Genomic DNA, 13,633 nt, shown 5'->3' with positions numbered 1-13,633 from the left:
GTCGGGTGACTGGTTCCCTAGCTTCCCGGTTCAGGCTGGCATCTGCAAGCGCAACTACAAGCCCGCCGCATCGATGTCGATCAGCAGCAGGCGCTCGCCGTTATCGAAAAACTGTCCGGCGGTCAGGCAATATTGATTGCTGGTGGCATCGCGATAGGTGTTGGAAAGGGTCAGTCGCCGTTCTTCCCAGCCTTCAGCCAGCAGATGATAGAAGTACGGTCGCCACGACCAGTTGTGGCCCAGGTAGCGATTGTCGGCGACCCAGCCGCTGGAGCGCCATTCCAGGTTCGGCGTCAGTTGGGTGCCGTGACGGTCGCATTGGTAAAAACGCAGCAGCCAGGGAAAGGCGTCGAGTTGCGGCAGGGCACTGAGCGGGGCGCGAGCCTGGGCCCAGGTTTGCAGGATGGTCATGAGTTCACTGAGTTGCTGGCGCATGAACATCCATTTGCTGCGTTCAGCCAGTTTCTGGCGCACGTAGGACTGGCGCAGCTCGGCAAAGCGCTCAACGAAGTCATTGGTACCGAAAAGCGCCTCCTGCGCCCGGGCGAACAGAAAACCCTGCACGTAACGCGATCCACACTCCAGCGCAAAATTCAGTTGCGCATAGGTTTCCACGCCTTCGGCAATGATCCAGCAGCCGGTTTTTTCGGCCATTTGCGCGAGGGCCTTGACCACGTCGCTGCTTGGCCCGCCCAGTGCGGCCGCCTGAAACAGGCGCATGTCGAGTTTGAGAATGTCCGGTTGCAGCGCCAGCACTCGATCGAGCTGCGAATAACCGGCGCCAAAATCGTCGATGGCGATCCGGGCGCCGGCGTCGCGATAGCGTGCCACGACTTCGCTCAGGCGCTGACTGTTACCGCCGAGTTCGGTGATCTCGAAAACAATCCGTTGCGGGTCGATACCATGCCGGGCGAGCTGTTTCAGGCTAGGCAGTGCCTGGTCGGCCCGCAAGCGACTGATCCAGCGCGGTGACATGTTCAGGCTGAGAAACCAGTCCGGCGGAGCTTCGTGCAATCGGCTCAGCGCGTTGTCGCGTATCTGCCGATCCAGTCGGCGCAGCGCGATGGCCGGTGTACGCGGGTCGGCGAACAGCGGTCCGACCGATGCCAGTTGGCCATCGGCCTGACGCAGACGACCCAGTGCCTCGACGCCGGCAATGCGTCCGGTGGCGGTATCGATGAAGGGTTGAAAGCAGGCGAGCGGTTGCCCGTCGATCACGGGGCCTCCTTGTCGTTCTTGTTCTGGTCGAATTCTGCCGGCCGGATAGGCAAGCGGGATTGAACCTCCGGATAAGAGATTCAATCCCGCTGGTGTTGCAAGAATGCAGCCAGATGCGAGGGTTTCAGCGCTTGTTCGAACTCTGCATGGCCAGCTTGATCAGCGGAGCGAGGCTGGTGCCGAGGCGGATCAGGCGGGTCAAGCCGCCGACACCACCGTTTTTGGCCCCTATACCGGTGATGAAGCCCAGTAGCGTCACGGCCGCCACGCCCCATAACGGCGCGTGCTTGATGCCGAAACCGCCCTGCAGGTTTTGCGTCATGCCACGCATGCGTTGCAGAGGTTGCAGTACCTGGCCGGTTTCGTGGCGGATTTCCTGACGATGCATTTCCATGCGCAGACGGATCAGTGCCTTGCGCATTTCCCGGCGTGAGCTGTTGTGCGGAAGTTCAGGCAGGCTCATGGCAGCAGGCGCTCCCGGTCATTGGCCAGTTCTTCCAGCGTGCCGTGGAAGGGCGAGGATTCATCGAAGATTGCGGCCTTCAGACGCAGCGCACAAAAGATTGCCGCCAGGGTGTAGAACACGCACAGACCAATGATTGCAGCCAGGCGATACGTATCCCAGAACACGATCAGTACGAGGGTCGACAGGCCGACCAGCAACAGCAGCGCAAACACCAGTGCCAGGCCGGCGAACAGCAACAGACTGACGGTGCGTGCTTTCTGTTCCTGCAGTTCGATGCCGAACAACTCGACATGGCTGTGCAGCAGACCGAGAACGGCAGCACCCAGACGACGCGTGGAGGAGGCGGTGCCCGAGTTCGGGCCGGATTCACCGAACGACATGATCAGCGCCGCGTGGCCAGCAGGCCAATCAGGAAGCCGACGCCGGCGGCGATGCCCACCGATTGCCACGGGTTGGCCGATACATAATCCTCGGTGGCGGTGACTGCCGCCTGGCCACGCTCGCGCAGGGTGTCTTCGGTCAGCTTCAGGGTTTCCCGCGCGCGCAGCAGGCTTTCGTGGATCTGTTCGCGCAACTCATCGGCCTGATCACCGGCCAGCGTGGCGGTGTGCTCCAGCAAGCGTTCAGTGTCGCTGACCAGGGTCTGGAAGTCGTTCATCAGGATTTCTTGAGCAGTCTTTGCCTTGATGCTGGCCATGGGGGATCTCCGTAAGTGGCGTTCTGAAGCGGTGTTCTGAAGCGTTCGAGTATGAGCCAAGAGTGAAGGTTCAGTACAAATGACTGGTACAACTTTTGCTGTGTCGTGGTGCGTCGATCGGTGGCAGTGCGCTGTTGCCGGGCGCGAAACCGGGCAAAGCAAGGCCCGGATGATGAGGGTTCATGTCAGCCCATCGACCTTGTGCGCCAAAGCGGTTCACCGGACCTCCGGATGATTGGATGCGCGGTCGCAACTTGGTGCATGAAATGTGCGCATGAACCGCTTTGGTGCCTTTTTTTCAGCCTCGGGTCTGCCTCCTTATGGAAAATCTGCAAAGCGCTGTGGACACGCTGGTTCACAGTTCCAATACGTTGTTCATTCTGATCGGTGCAGTCATGGTTCTGGCCATGCACGCCGGTTTCGCGTTTCTGGAGGTCGGGACGGTTCGCCAGAAAAATCAGGTTAACGCCCTGTCGAAGATCCTCAGCGATTTCGCGGTGTCGACCCTCGCTTATTTCTTTATAGGCTATTGGCTTTCGTATGGAGTGACCTTCCTGCAACCGGCAGCGGTACTCAGTGCCGATCATGGTTATGGACTGGTGAAGTTTTTCTTCCTGCTGACCTTTGCGGCAGCGATCCCGGCGATCATCTCCGGCGGTATCGCCGAACGGGCGCGGTTTGTGCCGCAACTGTGCGCCACCGCGCTGATCGTAGCGTTCATCTACCCATTTTTCGAAGGGATGATCTGGAACGGCAACTACGGTCTGCAAGCCTGGCTGACCGCACAGTTCGGCGCCCCTTTCCATGATTTTGCGGGGTCGGTGGTGGTGCATGCCATGGGCGGCTGGCTGGCGCTGGCGGCAGTGCTGCTGCTCGGGCCGCGCAACGGACGCTATCGTGACGGCAAGCTGGTGGCGTTCGCGCCGTCGAGCATTCCGTTTCTGGCCTTGGGTTCGTGGATCCTGATCGTCGGCTGGTTTGGCTTCAACGTGATGAGCGCGCAAACCCTGCAAGGGGTCAGCGGACTGGTGGCAGTCAATTCGCTGATGGCCATGGTCGGCGGCACGGTGGCGGCGTTGATCGTCGGACGCAACGACCCTGGCTTCCTGCACAACGGCCCGTTGGCCGGGCTGGTGGCGGTGTGCGCCGGTTCCGACCTGATGCACCCGGTCGGCGCGCTGATGACCGGCGCGATTGCCGGTGCCCTGTTTGTCTGGTGCTTCACAGCGGCGCAGGTCAAATGGCGGATCGACGACGTGCTCGGTGTCTGGCCGTTGCATGGTCTGTGTGGCGTGTGGGGCGGCATTGCCTGCGGGATCTTCGGGTCGACCGCGTTGGGCGGACTCGGTGGCGTCAGCCTGATCAGCCAGTTGATCGGCACTGCCCTTGGTGTGGGGGTGGCGTTGATCGGCGGTTTCGCCGTGTATGGCGCGATCAAGGCGCTGCATGGTCTGCGCCTGAGCCAGGAACAGGAGTACTACGGCGCAGACCTGTCGCTGCACAAGATCGGCGCGGTGAGCCAGGATTAGGTCTCCTCATCGTCGGCTCCGGGGTAAAAGCCGTGAAGCAGGCGATAACGATCGATGCGCACCTGATCGACTTTCTCCTGCACCCGGTGCGCGGGAAACCCAAGCAGGATCAGGGCATGGGAACCGAGCATCAGGCTCGACTCCAGCAGTTCCGGCACCACTTCGCTGGCGCCGGCTGCTTTCAACTCGGCCGACTGGCTGTCGTCCCGGGTGCGCACCAGGATCGGCACTGTCGGGTTGAGGCGTCGAGCCTCCTTGAGAACCAGCAAGGCCACGTCGGCTTGGTCCACGGCAATCACCAGCAATCTGGCGCGCAATAAGCCGACGGCGATCAAAAGATCGCCGCGGGTTGAATCGCCGTAGTGGACGTCGCGTTCGGCGGTGGCGGCTTCCTGTATCCGCACCGGATCGTTGTCCAGCGCGACGTAGGTTTGCCCGGCATTGCGCATGAAGCGTCCGATCGACTGGCCGACACGGCCGTAGCCACAGATCACCACATGCCCGTCGAACCCGGCATTGAGGGCACTGATTTTCTCGATCTGTGCTTCCTGATTGGGCTTGCGGTGCAGGGCGGCGGCGATGCGTGGAGCGGCGCGTAACAGCAGGGGTGTCAGCAGCATCGAGCAGAACGTGGCGGCGAGCAGCAGGGCACCGAGTTCGGCGGGGAGCAGCCGTGTCTGTTGCATCTGCGCCATCAGCGCGAAGCAGAACTCACCGCCCTGGGCGAGGGCAAGGCCGCTGCGCCAGGCCGTTTCACTGTCGCTGCCGCGCCATTTCACCAACAGCGCCACCACCAGACCTTTGATAACCAGTAATCCCAGAGTCATGCCGATAATCAGCAGGCTGTGGCTGGCGAAAAGTTGCAGGTCGATCAGCATGCCGATGCTGACGAAAAACAGTCCCAGCAGAATGTCGCGAAACGGCCGGATATCGGCCTCGATCTGATGCCGGTAATGGCTCTCGCCCAGCAGCATGCCCGCGAGGAACGCGCCGAGGGCCGGAGACAGGCCCAACAAGTGGGTCAGCCAGGCTGTCAGCAATACGATCACCAGGGCCAGTAGCACGAACAGCTCCGCCGAGCGCGACGCCGCGACTTCCTGAAACAGTCGTGGCAGCAGCCAGCGGCTGGCCAGCAACAAACCGAAAAACAGCAATACGGTCTTCAACAAGGTCAGGGGCAGCGCCCAGTACCAGGCCTGATCACTGCTGCCGGCGAATACCGGCACCAGCGTGAGCAGCAATACGGCTACCACATCCTGAAACAACAGAACGCCGACGGCGTTCTGGCCGTGGCTGCTGAAGATTTCGCCGAGACTGCCCAATTCTTTGGTCACAATCGCCGTGGATGACAGCGACAGGCCGGCGCCCAGCAGCAAGGCTGGTGTGGCGGGCATTCCCAGCAACATCAGCACGCCTCCCAGCAGGAATGTGGTGATCAGCACTTGCTGGCTGCCCAGACGAAAAACCACCTGGCGCAGGGCAATCATTTTCGACAGGGAGAATTCCAGCCCCAGGGAAAACAGCAGAAACACCACGCCCAGCTCGGCAAGATCCGGCAAGTGTTCGCTTTCATTGATCCAGTCGAACGCCTTCGGCCCGACCATCAATCCCACACACAGGTAGCCCAGCACAGGGGGCAGGCGCAGGCGTCGGAACAGGGCAATCATCACCAGGGACGACGCCAGAATGATCAGCAGATTGGCAAACACAAGACACTCCGGGACAGGTCAGGCTCTTCAAGCGTAGAGGTAAAAAACACCGGAGCATCGCGTAAATGGCGATTTTGTGGGCTGATTTACATCAGGGTTTTACGAGGGGAGGGGCGTGCCCGGTAGATGGGTCGACGGACTTTGCGGGCAAGCCTAGAATGATCACTCGATTTTTGGGGTTGAGCGCACATGCTTCCTGAATGCCAGTTATTCGGCACCCTGGGGTGCCATTTGTGTGAGGTCGCGGAGGCCGAACTGATGCCTTTTGTCGAGCATGGTCTGCTGGTTGAGCTGGTGGATATTGCTGACGATGAATCGTGGTTCGAGGCCTACAGCCTGCGGATCCCGGTCTTGCGCAGGGTCGATACCGGTGCGGAACTGGGGTGGCCGTTCAGCGCCGATCAGGTGGTTGCATTCCTGCGTTGAGGTTTTTTTCTTTTCTGCGTTGATGGCGTCCGCCACCTTCGCTCAATCACGGCTTGGCACTGTTCGGGTTATTCGGTTACTGTATGCGCATACAGTAATTGGATTGGCCTGCCATGCCGTTCTCGGGCATTCATCAGGGCAAGCCGGATGTCAGAGGGAGCAACCGTGGTCAATGTCGAACAGTTGAAAAGCAGCGTGAATGGGATGTCGATTGACGTGGTGAGCGAGGCCGTCCGCGAATTGCGCCTGGACGGTCTGGTCACGGAAGGCAAGACACCCTTCAACAAGCTGCATTTCAATACGTGTTTTGCCGAGATCGAAGCCTTGTTCCAGCGTGCCGGCTATCACAAGCAACTGGATGTGGTCGGATATCAGGGACTTCTGTACGCCTTGTACGATCCTGGCCGCTGGGAGGCCGTGGATGTGTTGCGCTGGCTCAAAGAGTTCACCGAGGCGGCGGCGCTCAAATCGATCCCCGCCTGATTCTGCGCTAGGTCTGCTGCGCCCGGTGTTGGATAATGCCGTTCTGCTTTGAGGGTTCGAGTTCTCCATATGTCCAGTACGCCCACATTTTCCGCCGCACAGAATCAGGCCAGCACGCTTTATCTGCCCCCCGGTAACTGGCGGACTGTGCTCGACTGTCTGTGTGAGCATTTCAGTGCCATCGGGCGCGACCAGTGGCTGGATCGAATCGCCCGGGGGCGGGTGCTTGATGGCCACGGCCAACCAATCGCGCTGGATTTGCCCTACAAAGAAGGGCTGCGTATTCACTACTTTCGAGAAGTGCCGGATGAAAAACCGATCCCGGTAGTCGAGTCGATCCTGTATGCGGACGATCATCTGGTGGTGGCGGACAAGCCGCATTTCCTTCCTGTGACCCCGGCAGGCGAGTACGTCGAACAGACGTTGCTTCGCCGGTTGATCCGGCGTCTGGACAATCCTCATCTGGTGCCGCTGCACCGGATTGATCGGCACACGGCTGGGCTGGTGATTTTCTCTGCCAACCCGCAGACGCGGTCGGCGTATCAGTCGCTGTTCCCGACGCGGCAGATCGAGAAGCGCTATGAGGCCATTGCTGCCGCGCTGCCCGGGCTGGAATTCCCGTTGGTGCACAAGAGTCGCATGATCGATGGCGAACCGTTTTTCCGCATGCAGGAAGGGCCGGGTGTGAGTAACACCGAAACGGCGGTGGAGGTGCGTGAAAAGAATGGTGACCTATGGCGGTACGGCCTCTATCCGGTAACCGGCAAGAAGCATCAGCTGCGGGTACACATGACGGCGCTCGGGGCGAGCATCTGCAATGATCCGTTTTACCCTGAAGTGCTCAAAGACGCGGTGGATGATTATGCCAATCCGCTGAAACTCCTGGCGCAAGGCCTGCGGTTCATTGATCCGGTTACGGGAGAGTCCCGTGAGTTCGAGAGCCGCATAACGCTGGATTGGTGATCCCGACATCGATCCTTTTCGGTCAGATACGAAAAAGCCCGCATATTGCGGGCTTTTCTGTATCGGGTGTCGAACTGAAAAATCAGAGCTCTTTGACAGTACGAACCTGATCCTTGTTGATGCGAGTGTGCTTGCCGTCCAGTTGTTCGAATTCGTAGAAGCCCGAATCTTCATCATACTTGGGGGCGTCGACAGCCTGGATTTCGCGACCGTCATTCAAGGTGATCACTGTTGGCGAAGCGCAACCGGCGAGGGTGGCGAGGCCCAGTGCGAGCATGAAAGTGGCGAGGGTCCGTTGAGTCATGAGTGTGTCTCCGAAGGGAAATTCTTTTGGTTACTGAGCTTGAGACGTATACAAGGCGTGCAAGTTCCTTGAATGCTGTCAGTCTGACACAGTGTTGTGTGAACTCAACAGTTCAGGGGTGTTGAGGTTAGCCAGGCGTGGGTCGTTGTCAGGGCAAACCAGGGCCTGAGCATCAAGGTCGCGCATCAGCCGGCCGGGGCTGCGTTCTCCCGCGTTCCAGGCGCTTTCGAATGCGGGCAGGAGTGCCGCGGGAATCACGCAAAGCAGGGGCTCCCAATGTTCGTCATGTCGCAACATTAAAGGTTTTTCAGGATTCAGACCGGCCGCCTCGCGCATGTCTCGCAACAGCGCAAGATCGATTCGCGGCACATCGCATGGCAGCACCAGCAGATGGGGGTGGCGAGCGGCTTTCAGACCCGCAAGAATTCCAGCCAGCGGGCCGGGAAAATCTTCCTCGTCGTCGCTCACCAGTTGGTCGGCAAAGGGTGCATAGCGCTCACGATTGCGGTTGCACGAAATGATCAGATCATCTGTCAACGGACGAACCTTGCGCTGCAAATGCGCAATCAGCGGTTCACCGTGCCATTGCACAAGTCCCTTGTCCTGTCCGCCCATTCGCTGACCGCGTCCACCCGCCAGCAGCAGGAAGGAGCAGGGTGACAATGGCGTGTTCGAGGTCATGGCAGCTCTCCGCAGGGGCGGCGTAAAAAGGGGGCGCTGTGATATAACACCGGGCTGTTTCTCCTACAACTGGACGAGCCTATGAAAGCCAAGGCTGATGTGCCTTTCGCACCACTCAATATCGCGGTGCTGACGGTCAGCGACACCCGCACCCTGGAAACCGATACTTCCGGTCAGGTCTTCGTCGACCGCTTGATGGCCGCAGGTCACCATCTGGCGCAGCGGGTGCTGCTCAAAGATGACCTGTACAAAATCCGGGCGCAAGTCGCTCAGTGGATTGCCGATGACGTCGTGCAAGTGGTGCTGATTACCGGCGGAACCGGTTTCACCGGCCGCGACAGCACCCCGGAAGCGGTCGCTTGCCTGCTGGACAAGCAGGTTGATGGTTTTGGTGAGCTGTTCCGCCAGATCTCGGTGGCCGACATCGGCACCTCCACCGTGCAATCCCGGGCTTTGGCGGGACTGGCCAATGGCACGCTGGTCTGCTGCCTGCCTGGCTCGACCAACGCAGTGCGCACCGGTTGGGACGGCATACTCGCCGAGCAACTGGACTCACGTCACCGCCCGTGCAATTTCGTCACTCATCTGAAACAGGCGGCGCCTTGTGAATCCCGTGGGTAAGCCGGGCAAGACCGGCAGCCTGATGCCTGTCGAAGCGGCATTGGCGCGGTTGCTGGAAATGGCCGAGGGCTCGCGGATTGTCGAGAGCGAGTTTTTGCCACTGGCGCAGGTTCAAGGGCGGGTGCTGGCGCAGGATCTGGTTTCGACACTGGATCTGCCGCCATGGCCGAACAGCGCCATGGACGGTTATGCCTTGAATCTGGCCGACTGGACCGGCGAGCCGATGCCGGTCAGTCAGAAGATCTTTGCCGGACAGGCGCCCGAGCCCTTGAAGCCGGGTACCTGTGCCCGGATTTTTACCGGCGCGCCGGTGCCTGCGGGTGCCGACTGTGTCGAGATGCAGGAAAACGTCGAGATTCATGCCGATGAGCGCGTGAGGTTCATCGAAACGATGGTGGCCGGGCAGAACATTCGCCCGCAAGGGCAGGAAACGACTGTCGGGGAATTGGTCCTGGTCGCCGGAACCCGGCTGGGTCCGATCGAACAGGGGCTGGCCGCATCGCTGGGTTGTGCAGAGCTCGAAGTGGTTCGCCGGGTTCGTGTGGCGGTGCTGTCCACGGGGAACGAATTAGTCGAACCGGGCACAACACTGGGGCCGGGACAGATCTACAACAGCAATCGGGTGTTGTTGTGCAGCTGGTTGCAGCGTTTGGGATGTGAAGTGGTGGATGCCGGTATTCTGCCTGATGACCTGTACATCACTCGTGAGCGACTTGGAGAGCTGCAGAATGTAGACCTTATTCTGTCGACCGGTGGCGTATCGGTCGGAGAAGCGGATTTCCTTGGAATTGCATTGAGGGAAGAGGGTGAGCTGACACTCTGGAAACTGGCAATCAAACCCGGCAAGCCGCTGACGGTCGGACATTTTCGTGGCGTTCCGGTGATTGGATTGCCGGGAAATCCTGCCTCGACACTGGTGACTTTTGCCTTGTTGACCCGACCTTACCTGTTGCGTCGCCAAGGCGTGCAGGATGTCGAGCCGCTGAAGTTTTCAGTCCCCGCAGGATTTGTCTGGCCTCAAGCCGGTAACCGTCGTGAATTTCTGCGTGGTCGCCTGGAGCAGGGACTGGCGATTATCTACCGTAACCAGAGTTCGGGTGTTCTGCGCAGCGCTGCCTGGGCCGAGGGGTTGGTGGAAGTGCAGGAAGGGCGAGTCTTGGCCAAGGGAGACCAGGTGCCATTCATTCCACTCAGCGAGCTTCTCGATTGATTGCAGGCATTTGAAAGGCAGGCACAGTCGCTAAACGATGCCTGCCTTTCAACGGGTCAACGGCCGAGCAGTGTGACGAGCTGATCAAACCGGCTGTTGGCAATCCAACCCAGCAGTCCGAGCACCATCGCTGTCGCACCTGCCGAGTAGGCAAGACGGTGTTTGATGGCTTTGACGTCGCCTCTGACTTCGTTCATGTCACGTCGAATGTACTTGAGGTGGGTTTCCAGCTCGATGACGCGCGTTTCCATATCGTTTTCTCCAGTATTTCTGGCGTTGCATTTGAATTCGTCTTTAATACTGGCGCGACTGTCGGAGAGAGAGGCAACCGGACTCACGGATACTCTTGCTTCATGGCTTTGCATGGAAACACCCGCCTGATGTGATGGGGTTTTGTCGGCAAATGCCGGAATGCAAATTGTCGAAAGTCCTGCAACTGTATGCACTCATTACATGCACATCCTTGTGTAATTGAATTGAAGATTGCTGACGCCGCCACACGTTCTACCAATGACCAGGCTTGGTCAATTGAGCTGATTCCTTATGTTCTGTACGAAAAGTTTCCGGTTATGTAGGACGGGCAGGACTGGCTTCAGGAATTAATCAGAAGGTGTGCGACTTTTTTACCCGCGCTGAGGGTCAAGATATCTTGTACTGATTCAATTCCGGGAGTAATCGAAATGAGTGAACGCAAGGCATTGTTGATCCTGCATGGCAAGCAGGCACTCAACGAGGCGGTTCGTGCCGCTGTCGAGAACAAGCGAAAGCAGGGCTGGGAACTGGCTGTGCGCCTGACCTGGGAAGCTGGCGATGCCCAGCGACTGGTAACGGAGGCGCTGGCGGCGGGATATCGCCAGATCATCGCCGGTGGTGGAGATGGCACGCTGCGTGACATTGCCGAAGCGCTGGCGGCCCAGCCGGGAAAAGCCGCTCTGGTGCTTTTACCGCTGGGAACTGCCAACGACTTTTCCCACGCGGCGGGTATTCCGCTGGAGCCGGCCGAGGCGCTGGAGTTGCTTGAAGCGCCCGCCCACGATATCGATCTGGGTGAAGTCGGCGGGCAGATCTTCCTGAACATGGCGACTGGGGGATTCGGCAGCCAGGTAACGGCCAATACGTCGGAAGATCTGAAAAAGGTATTGGGTGGCGCAGCCTATCTGTTCACCGGTTTGACGCGGTTCAGTGAACTGCATGCCGCTTACGGTGAATTGCAGGGGCCGGATTTTCATTGGCAGGGCGAGTTGCTGGCTCTTGGTATCGGAAATGGTCGTCAGGCCGGCGGCGGACACGTGTTGTGCCCCGAAGCGCTGGTGGACGACGGTCTCTTGGATATCAGCATCCTGCCGGCGCCGCAGGAGTTGGTTGGCACGCTGAAAAACCTGCTCAGCGACGGTTTCGGCATCGACAACATGTTTGTGCGCGCCCGTTTGCCATGGGTTGAAATCAAGGTCGCCGAAGGGCTTTACATCAATCTCGACGGCGAGCCACTGGAGGGCGAAAGTTTGCGGTTTGCGGCGCGCGCCGGGGCGTTGCGTGTGCATCTGCCGAAAGATTCGCCGCTGTTGAGCGCAACGCCTCGACTCAGTCGTCCAGACTGATGATCTGTTCACGCACGGCAAACAGCACCAGGCCCGCCACATCGTAGATCTGCAGGCGTTTCATGATCTGCGAACGGTGGGTTTCCACGGTCTTGATACTCAGGCCCAGCCCATTGGCGATTTCCCGTGTGGATTTGCCACGCACGATCAAACGCAGGATTTCCAGCTGGCGAGCCGTCAGGTTGTGTGATTCGGCGACTTCCGGCTGCTGCTTGAGATTACGGGTCAGTGCCTGATTGATCACGGTATGGGCGATGGCAGGACTCAAGTAGCGCTCGTTGTTGCGCAGCGCTTCGAGTGCATGTTCGAGCTCGGTGGCCGTGGTGTCCTTGAGCAGATAGCCGTGAGCACCGGACTCCAGCGCCTGCATGATCAGCGCGGGGTCGGTGTGCATCGACAGGATCAGCACTTTGGCGTGCGGGCGTACGCGTCTGAGCCGTTGCAGGGCTTCCAGACCGCCGGTTTCTTTCATGGAAATATCCAGCAATACGATATCGGGAGACAGCAGCTCGACCATCTCAAGCAACTGCGAGCCGTCATTGGCCTCGCCGATAACCGCATAACCGGGAATATCCAGTACCAGGGCGCGCACGCCGGCCCTGATCAGCGAGTGGTCATCCACCAGAAGTAAGTTACAAGTCAACGCATAACCTTATTCGTACTGGCCCGCTCGAGTGCACGGGGCGCCCAGGGGAATAGTGCTTCGATTTGAGTACCTTTGCCGGGCTCGCTGGTCACACTGAGTGTGCCGCCCAGTTGTTCGATGCGTTCGGCCATCCCGGCCATGCCCCGTTGTCCTTCACGACCTGGATTGGCCGACGGGGAAAATCCCAGACCATCATCGCTGATCAGCAGGGTCAGACCCTGCGGCAGGCGTTGCACGCGGATCAACAGGTTTTTGGCCTGCGCGTGGCGAAGGATGTTGGTCACCGCTTCCTGAGTGATGCGAAAGGCGGCGACGGCCATTTCTTCGGGGATTCCATTCAGGCGCTGCTGGCAGTCCAGACTCCAGTGCACCGAAGTATTGGTCAGTACCTTGAGCAGGTGTGCACGCAGGCTCGCTTCCAGACCAAGGCTGGTCAATTGCCGCGGGTTGAGAATGGCCGAAACGTCGCGCACTTTATTGAGGGTTTCTTCCAGCGTCTCGCAAAGTACCGAACAGTGTTCCTGCATGTCCGCGGGCAAGCGACGCTTGAGCCATTCGCTTTGAAGTTTGGCGGCCGTCAACAACTGGCCGATATCGTCATGCAGTTCACGGCTCAGGCGATGGCGCTCGTTTTCCTGGACTTCCAGCAAACGGTCGGCCAGTTCCTGAGGCTGGAACTTGATGGACTTGCGCGACAGGCGATGTTGTGTCCAGACGCAGCCTGCAGCCGCCACATTGATCAGCAGCAGGCCGAGCGGCAGCTGCGCTGACAATCCATAGGTCAACAGACTGCCCAGAGCCGAGCCTGTACACAGCAGAAGTGTGAACCTGCGGGCATTTTCTCGGGAGGGAGGCCATGTGGTGATTGACTTGAGGCTGGCGTACATAGCGGATGGAGCCAATGGATGTTCGCTGCGGGCAGACCGGTCAGAAGGGCTGGCGGTCTCTGTCTGGAAAACTGTCATTCAGGTTGTTGATTTCAAAATGGCTCAGTGATCGATAATTGAGCGCCAAGTTCGGTGGTGACCGATCATCGAAGTCACAATGCCATTAACTGAAACAACTAACGGGCGGCATAATAC

General features: G+C 59.3%; 17 protein-coding genes. 7 read left to right on the top strand and 10 right to left on the bottom strand.

The window, feature by feature from the left end; translation table 11 throughout:
* Positions 1–54: 54 nt before the first annotated feature.
* The 4 genes from QLG12_RS27650 to QLG12_RS27635 form a co-directional block, all read right to left on the bottom strand.
* Positions 55–1,218: an EAL domain-containing protein gene (locus QLG12_RS27650; protein WP_282475569.1), complete on the bottom strand. Its 1,164-nt coding sequence runs from the start codon at positions 1,216–1,218 to the stop codon at positions 55–57.
* 124 nt (positions 1,219–1,342) lie between these two features.
* Positions 1,343–1,681 (bottom strand): hypothetical protein, encoded by a 339-nt coding sequence (locus tag QLG12_RS27645; protein ID WP_282475568.1) that lies wholly within the window; start codon positions 1,679–1,681, stop codon positions 1,343–1,345.
* Complete coding sequence (locus QLG12_RS27640) at positions 1,678–2,064, bottom strand: phage holin family protein (protein WP_282475567.1); 387 nt, start codon at positions 2,062–2,064, stop codon at positions 1,678–1,680. Before QLG12_RS27640 ends, QLG12_RS27645 begins: the two co-directional genes overlap by 4 nt.
* Positions 2,065–2,066: 2 nt before the next feature.
* Positions 2,067–2,381: a YqjD family protein gene (locus QLG12_RS27635; RefSeq protein ID WP_197869093.1), complete on the bottom strand. Its 315-nt coding sequence runs from the start codon at positions 2,379–2,381 to the stop codon at positions 2,067–2,069.
* A gap of 320 nt (positions 2,382–2,701) precedes the next feature.
* On the opposite strand from QLG12_RS27635, the gene QLG12_RS27630 reads away from it, so the two are divergent.
* Positions 2,702–3,910: an ammonium transporter gene (locus QLG12_RS27630; RefSeq protein WP_197869092.1), complete on the top strand. Its 1,209-nt coding sequence runs from the start codon at positions 2,702–2,704 to the stop codon at positions 3,908–3,910.
* Here the strand turns inward: QLG12_RS27630 and QLG12_RS27625 are convergent.
* Entirely contained in the window at positions 3,907–5,619 is a 1,713-nt protein-coding gene (locus tag QLG12_RS27625) for a monovalent cation:proton antiporter-2 (CPA2) family protein (protein ID WP_282475566.1), read from the bottom strand. The genes QLG12_RS27630 and QLG12_RS27625 overlap by 4 nt on opposite strands.
* Positions 5,620–5,808: 189 nt before the next feature.
* Between QLG12_RS27625 and QLG12_RS27620 the strand changes: the two genes are divergently transcribed.
* The 3 genes from QLG12_RS27620 to QLG12_RS27610 all read left to right on the top strand — a co-directional run bounded on the left by QLG12_RS27620 (position 5,809) and on the right by QLG12_RS27610 (position 7,491).
* Entirely contained in the window at positions 5,809–6,045 is a 237-nt protein-coding gene (locus tag QLG12_RS27620; protein ID WP_007955734.1) for a glutaredoxin family protein, read from the top strand.
* Positions 6,046–6,210: 165 nt separating this feature from the next.
* Complete coding sequence (locus tag QLG12_RS27615) at positions 6,211–6,528, top strand: transcriptional regulator (protein WP_085655135.1); 318 nt, start codon at positions 6,211–6,213, stop codon at positions 6,526–6,528.
* Positions 6,529–6,597: 69 nt separating this feature from the next.
* Positions 6,598–7,491: a pseudouridine synthase gene (locus tag QLG12_RS27610; protein WP_282475565.1), complete on the top strand. Its 894-nt coding sequence runs from the start codon at positions 6,598–6,600 to the stop codon at positions 7,489–7,491.
* 82 nt (positions 7,492–7,573) lie between these two features.
* Here QLG12_RS27610 and QLG12_RS27605 read toward each other — a convergent pair whose 3' ends face one another.
* Complete coding sequence (locus QLG12_RS27605) at positions 7,574–7,795, bottom strand: YgdI/YgdR family lipoprotein (RefSeq protein ID WP_039770418.1); 222 nt, start codon at positions 7,793–7,795, stop codon at positions 7,574–7,576.
* Positions 7,796–7,873: 78 nt separating this feature from the next.
* The gene (gene mobA, locus QLG12_RS27600; RefSeq protein ID WP_282475564.1) at positions 7,874–8,476 is read right to left on the bottom strand and encodes a molybdenum cofactor guanylyltransferase MobA; all 603 of its coding nucleotides are present in this window, start codon (positions 8,474–8,476) and stop codon (positions 7,874–7,876) included.
* Between the two features lie 81 nt (positions 8,477–8,557).
* Between mobA and moaB the strand changes: the two genes are divergently transcribed.
* Entirely contained in the window at positions 8,558–9,097 is a 540-nt protein-coding gene (gene moaB / locus QLG12_RS27595) for a molybdenum cofactor biosynthesis protein B (protein ID WP_064383262.1), read from the top strand.
* Complete coding sequence (glp, locus tag QLG12_RS27590; RefSeq protein ID WP_197869088.1) at positions 9,081–10,307, top strand: gephyrin-like molybdotransferase Glp; 1,227 nt, start codon at positions 9,081–9,083, stop codon at positions 10,305–10,307. The genes moaB and glp overlap by 17 nt, the downstream gene beginning before the upstream one ends.
* Positions 10,308–10,363: 56 nt before the next feature.
* On the opposite strand, the gene QLG12_RS27585 is transcribed toward glp, so the two are convergent.
* Positions 10,364–10,672: a hypothetical protein gene (locus tag QLG12_RS27585; RefSeq protein ID WP_197869087.1), complete on the bottom strand. Its 309-nt coding sequence runs from the start codon at positions 10,670–10,672 to the stop codon at positions 10,364–10,366.
* Positions 10,673–10,987: 315 nt separating this feature from the next.
* Between QLG12_RS27585 and yegS the strand changes: the two genes are divergently transcribed.
* Entirely contained in the window at positions 10,988–11,905 is a 918-nt protein-coding gene (yegS, locus tag QLG12_RS27580) for a lipid kinase YegS (RefSeq protein WP_085655128.1), read from the top strand.
* Here yegS and QLG12_RS27575 read toward each other — a convergent pair.
* Positions 11,889–12,548: a response regulator transcription factor gene (locus QLG12_RS27575; RefSeq protein WP_007955750.1), complete on the bottom strand. Its 660-nt coding sequence runs from the start codon at positions 12,546–12,548 to the stop codon at positions 11,889–11,891. The genes yegS and QLG12_RS27575 overlap by 17 nt on opposite strands.
* The gene (locus QLG12_RS27570; RefSeq protein WP_236194081.1) at positions 12,545–13,438 is read right to left on the bottom strand and encodes a sensor histidine kinase; all 894 of its coding nucleotides are present in this window, start codon (positions 13,436–13,438) and stop codon (positions 12,545–12,547) included. Before QLG12_RS27570 ends, QLG12_RS27575 begins: the two co-directional genes overlap by 4 nt.
* Positions 13,439–13,633: the final 195 nt, after the last annotated feature.

The organism is Pseudomonas sp. V88_4 (genome assembly GCF_029967985.1).
In the GTDB taxonomy this organism is placed as follows: Bacteria; Pseudomonadota; Gammaproteobacteria; order Pseudomonadales; family Pseudomonadaceae; genus Aquipseudomonas; species Aquipseudomonas glycinae.
The sequence above is the reverse complement of the archived record's forward strand: the minus strand, read 5'-3'. Positions and strand labels throughout refer to the sequence as shown.

Excerpts from the sequence above, each read along its gene's own strand:
- QLG12_RS27610 (WP_282475565.1), top strand. The coding sequence starts at position 6,598 with ATGTCCAGTACGCCCACATTTTCCGCCGCACAGAATCAGGCCAGCACG.
- moaB (WP_064383262.1), top strand. The coding sequence starts at position 8,558 with ATGAAAGCCAAGGCTGATGTGCCTTTCGCACCACTCAATATCGCGGTG.
- QLG12_RS27585 (WP_197869087.1), bottom strand. The coding sequence starts at position 10,672 with ATGCAAAGCCATGAAGCAAGAGTATCCGTGAGTCCGGTTGCCTCTCTC.
- QLG12_RS27645 (WP_282475568.1), bottom strand. The coding sequence starts at position 1,681 with ATGAGCCTGCCTGAACTTCCGCACAACAGCTCACGCCGGGAAATGCGC.
- QLG12_RS27605 (WP_039770418.1), bottom strand. The coding sequence starts at position 7,795 with ATGACTCAACGGACCCTCGCCACTTTCATGCTCGCACTGGGCCTCGCC.
- yegS (WP_085655128.1), top strand. The coding sequence starts at position 10,988 with ATGAGTGAACGCAAGGCATTGTTGATCCTGCATGGCAAGCAGGCACTC.
- QLG12_RS27570 (WP_236194081.1), bottom strand. The coding sequence starts at position 13,438 with ATGTACGCCAGCCTCAAGTCAATCACCACATGGCCTCCCTCCCGAGAA.
- QLG12_RS27620 (WP_007955734.1), top strand. The coding sequence starts at position 5,809 with ATGCTTCCTGAATGCCAGTTATTCGGCACCCTGGGGTGCCATTTGTGT.
- mobA (WP_282475564.1), bottom strand. The coding sequence starts at position 8,476 with ATGACCTCGAACACGCCATTGTCACCCTGCTCCTTCCTGCTGCTGGCG.
- QLG12_RS27635 (WP_197869093.1), bottom strand. The coding sequence starts at position 2,381 with ATGGCCAGCATCAAGGCAAAGACTGCTCAAGAAATCCTGATGAACGAC.
- QLG12_RS27640 (WP_282475567.1), bottom strand. The coding sequence starts at position 2,064 with ATGTCGTTCGGTGAATCCGGCCCGAACTCGGGCACCGCCTCCTCCACG.
- QLG12_RS27630 (WP_197869092.1), top strand. The coding sequence starts at position 2,702 with ATGGAAAATCTGCAAAGCGCTGTGGACACGCTGGTTCACAGTTCCAAT.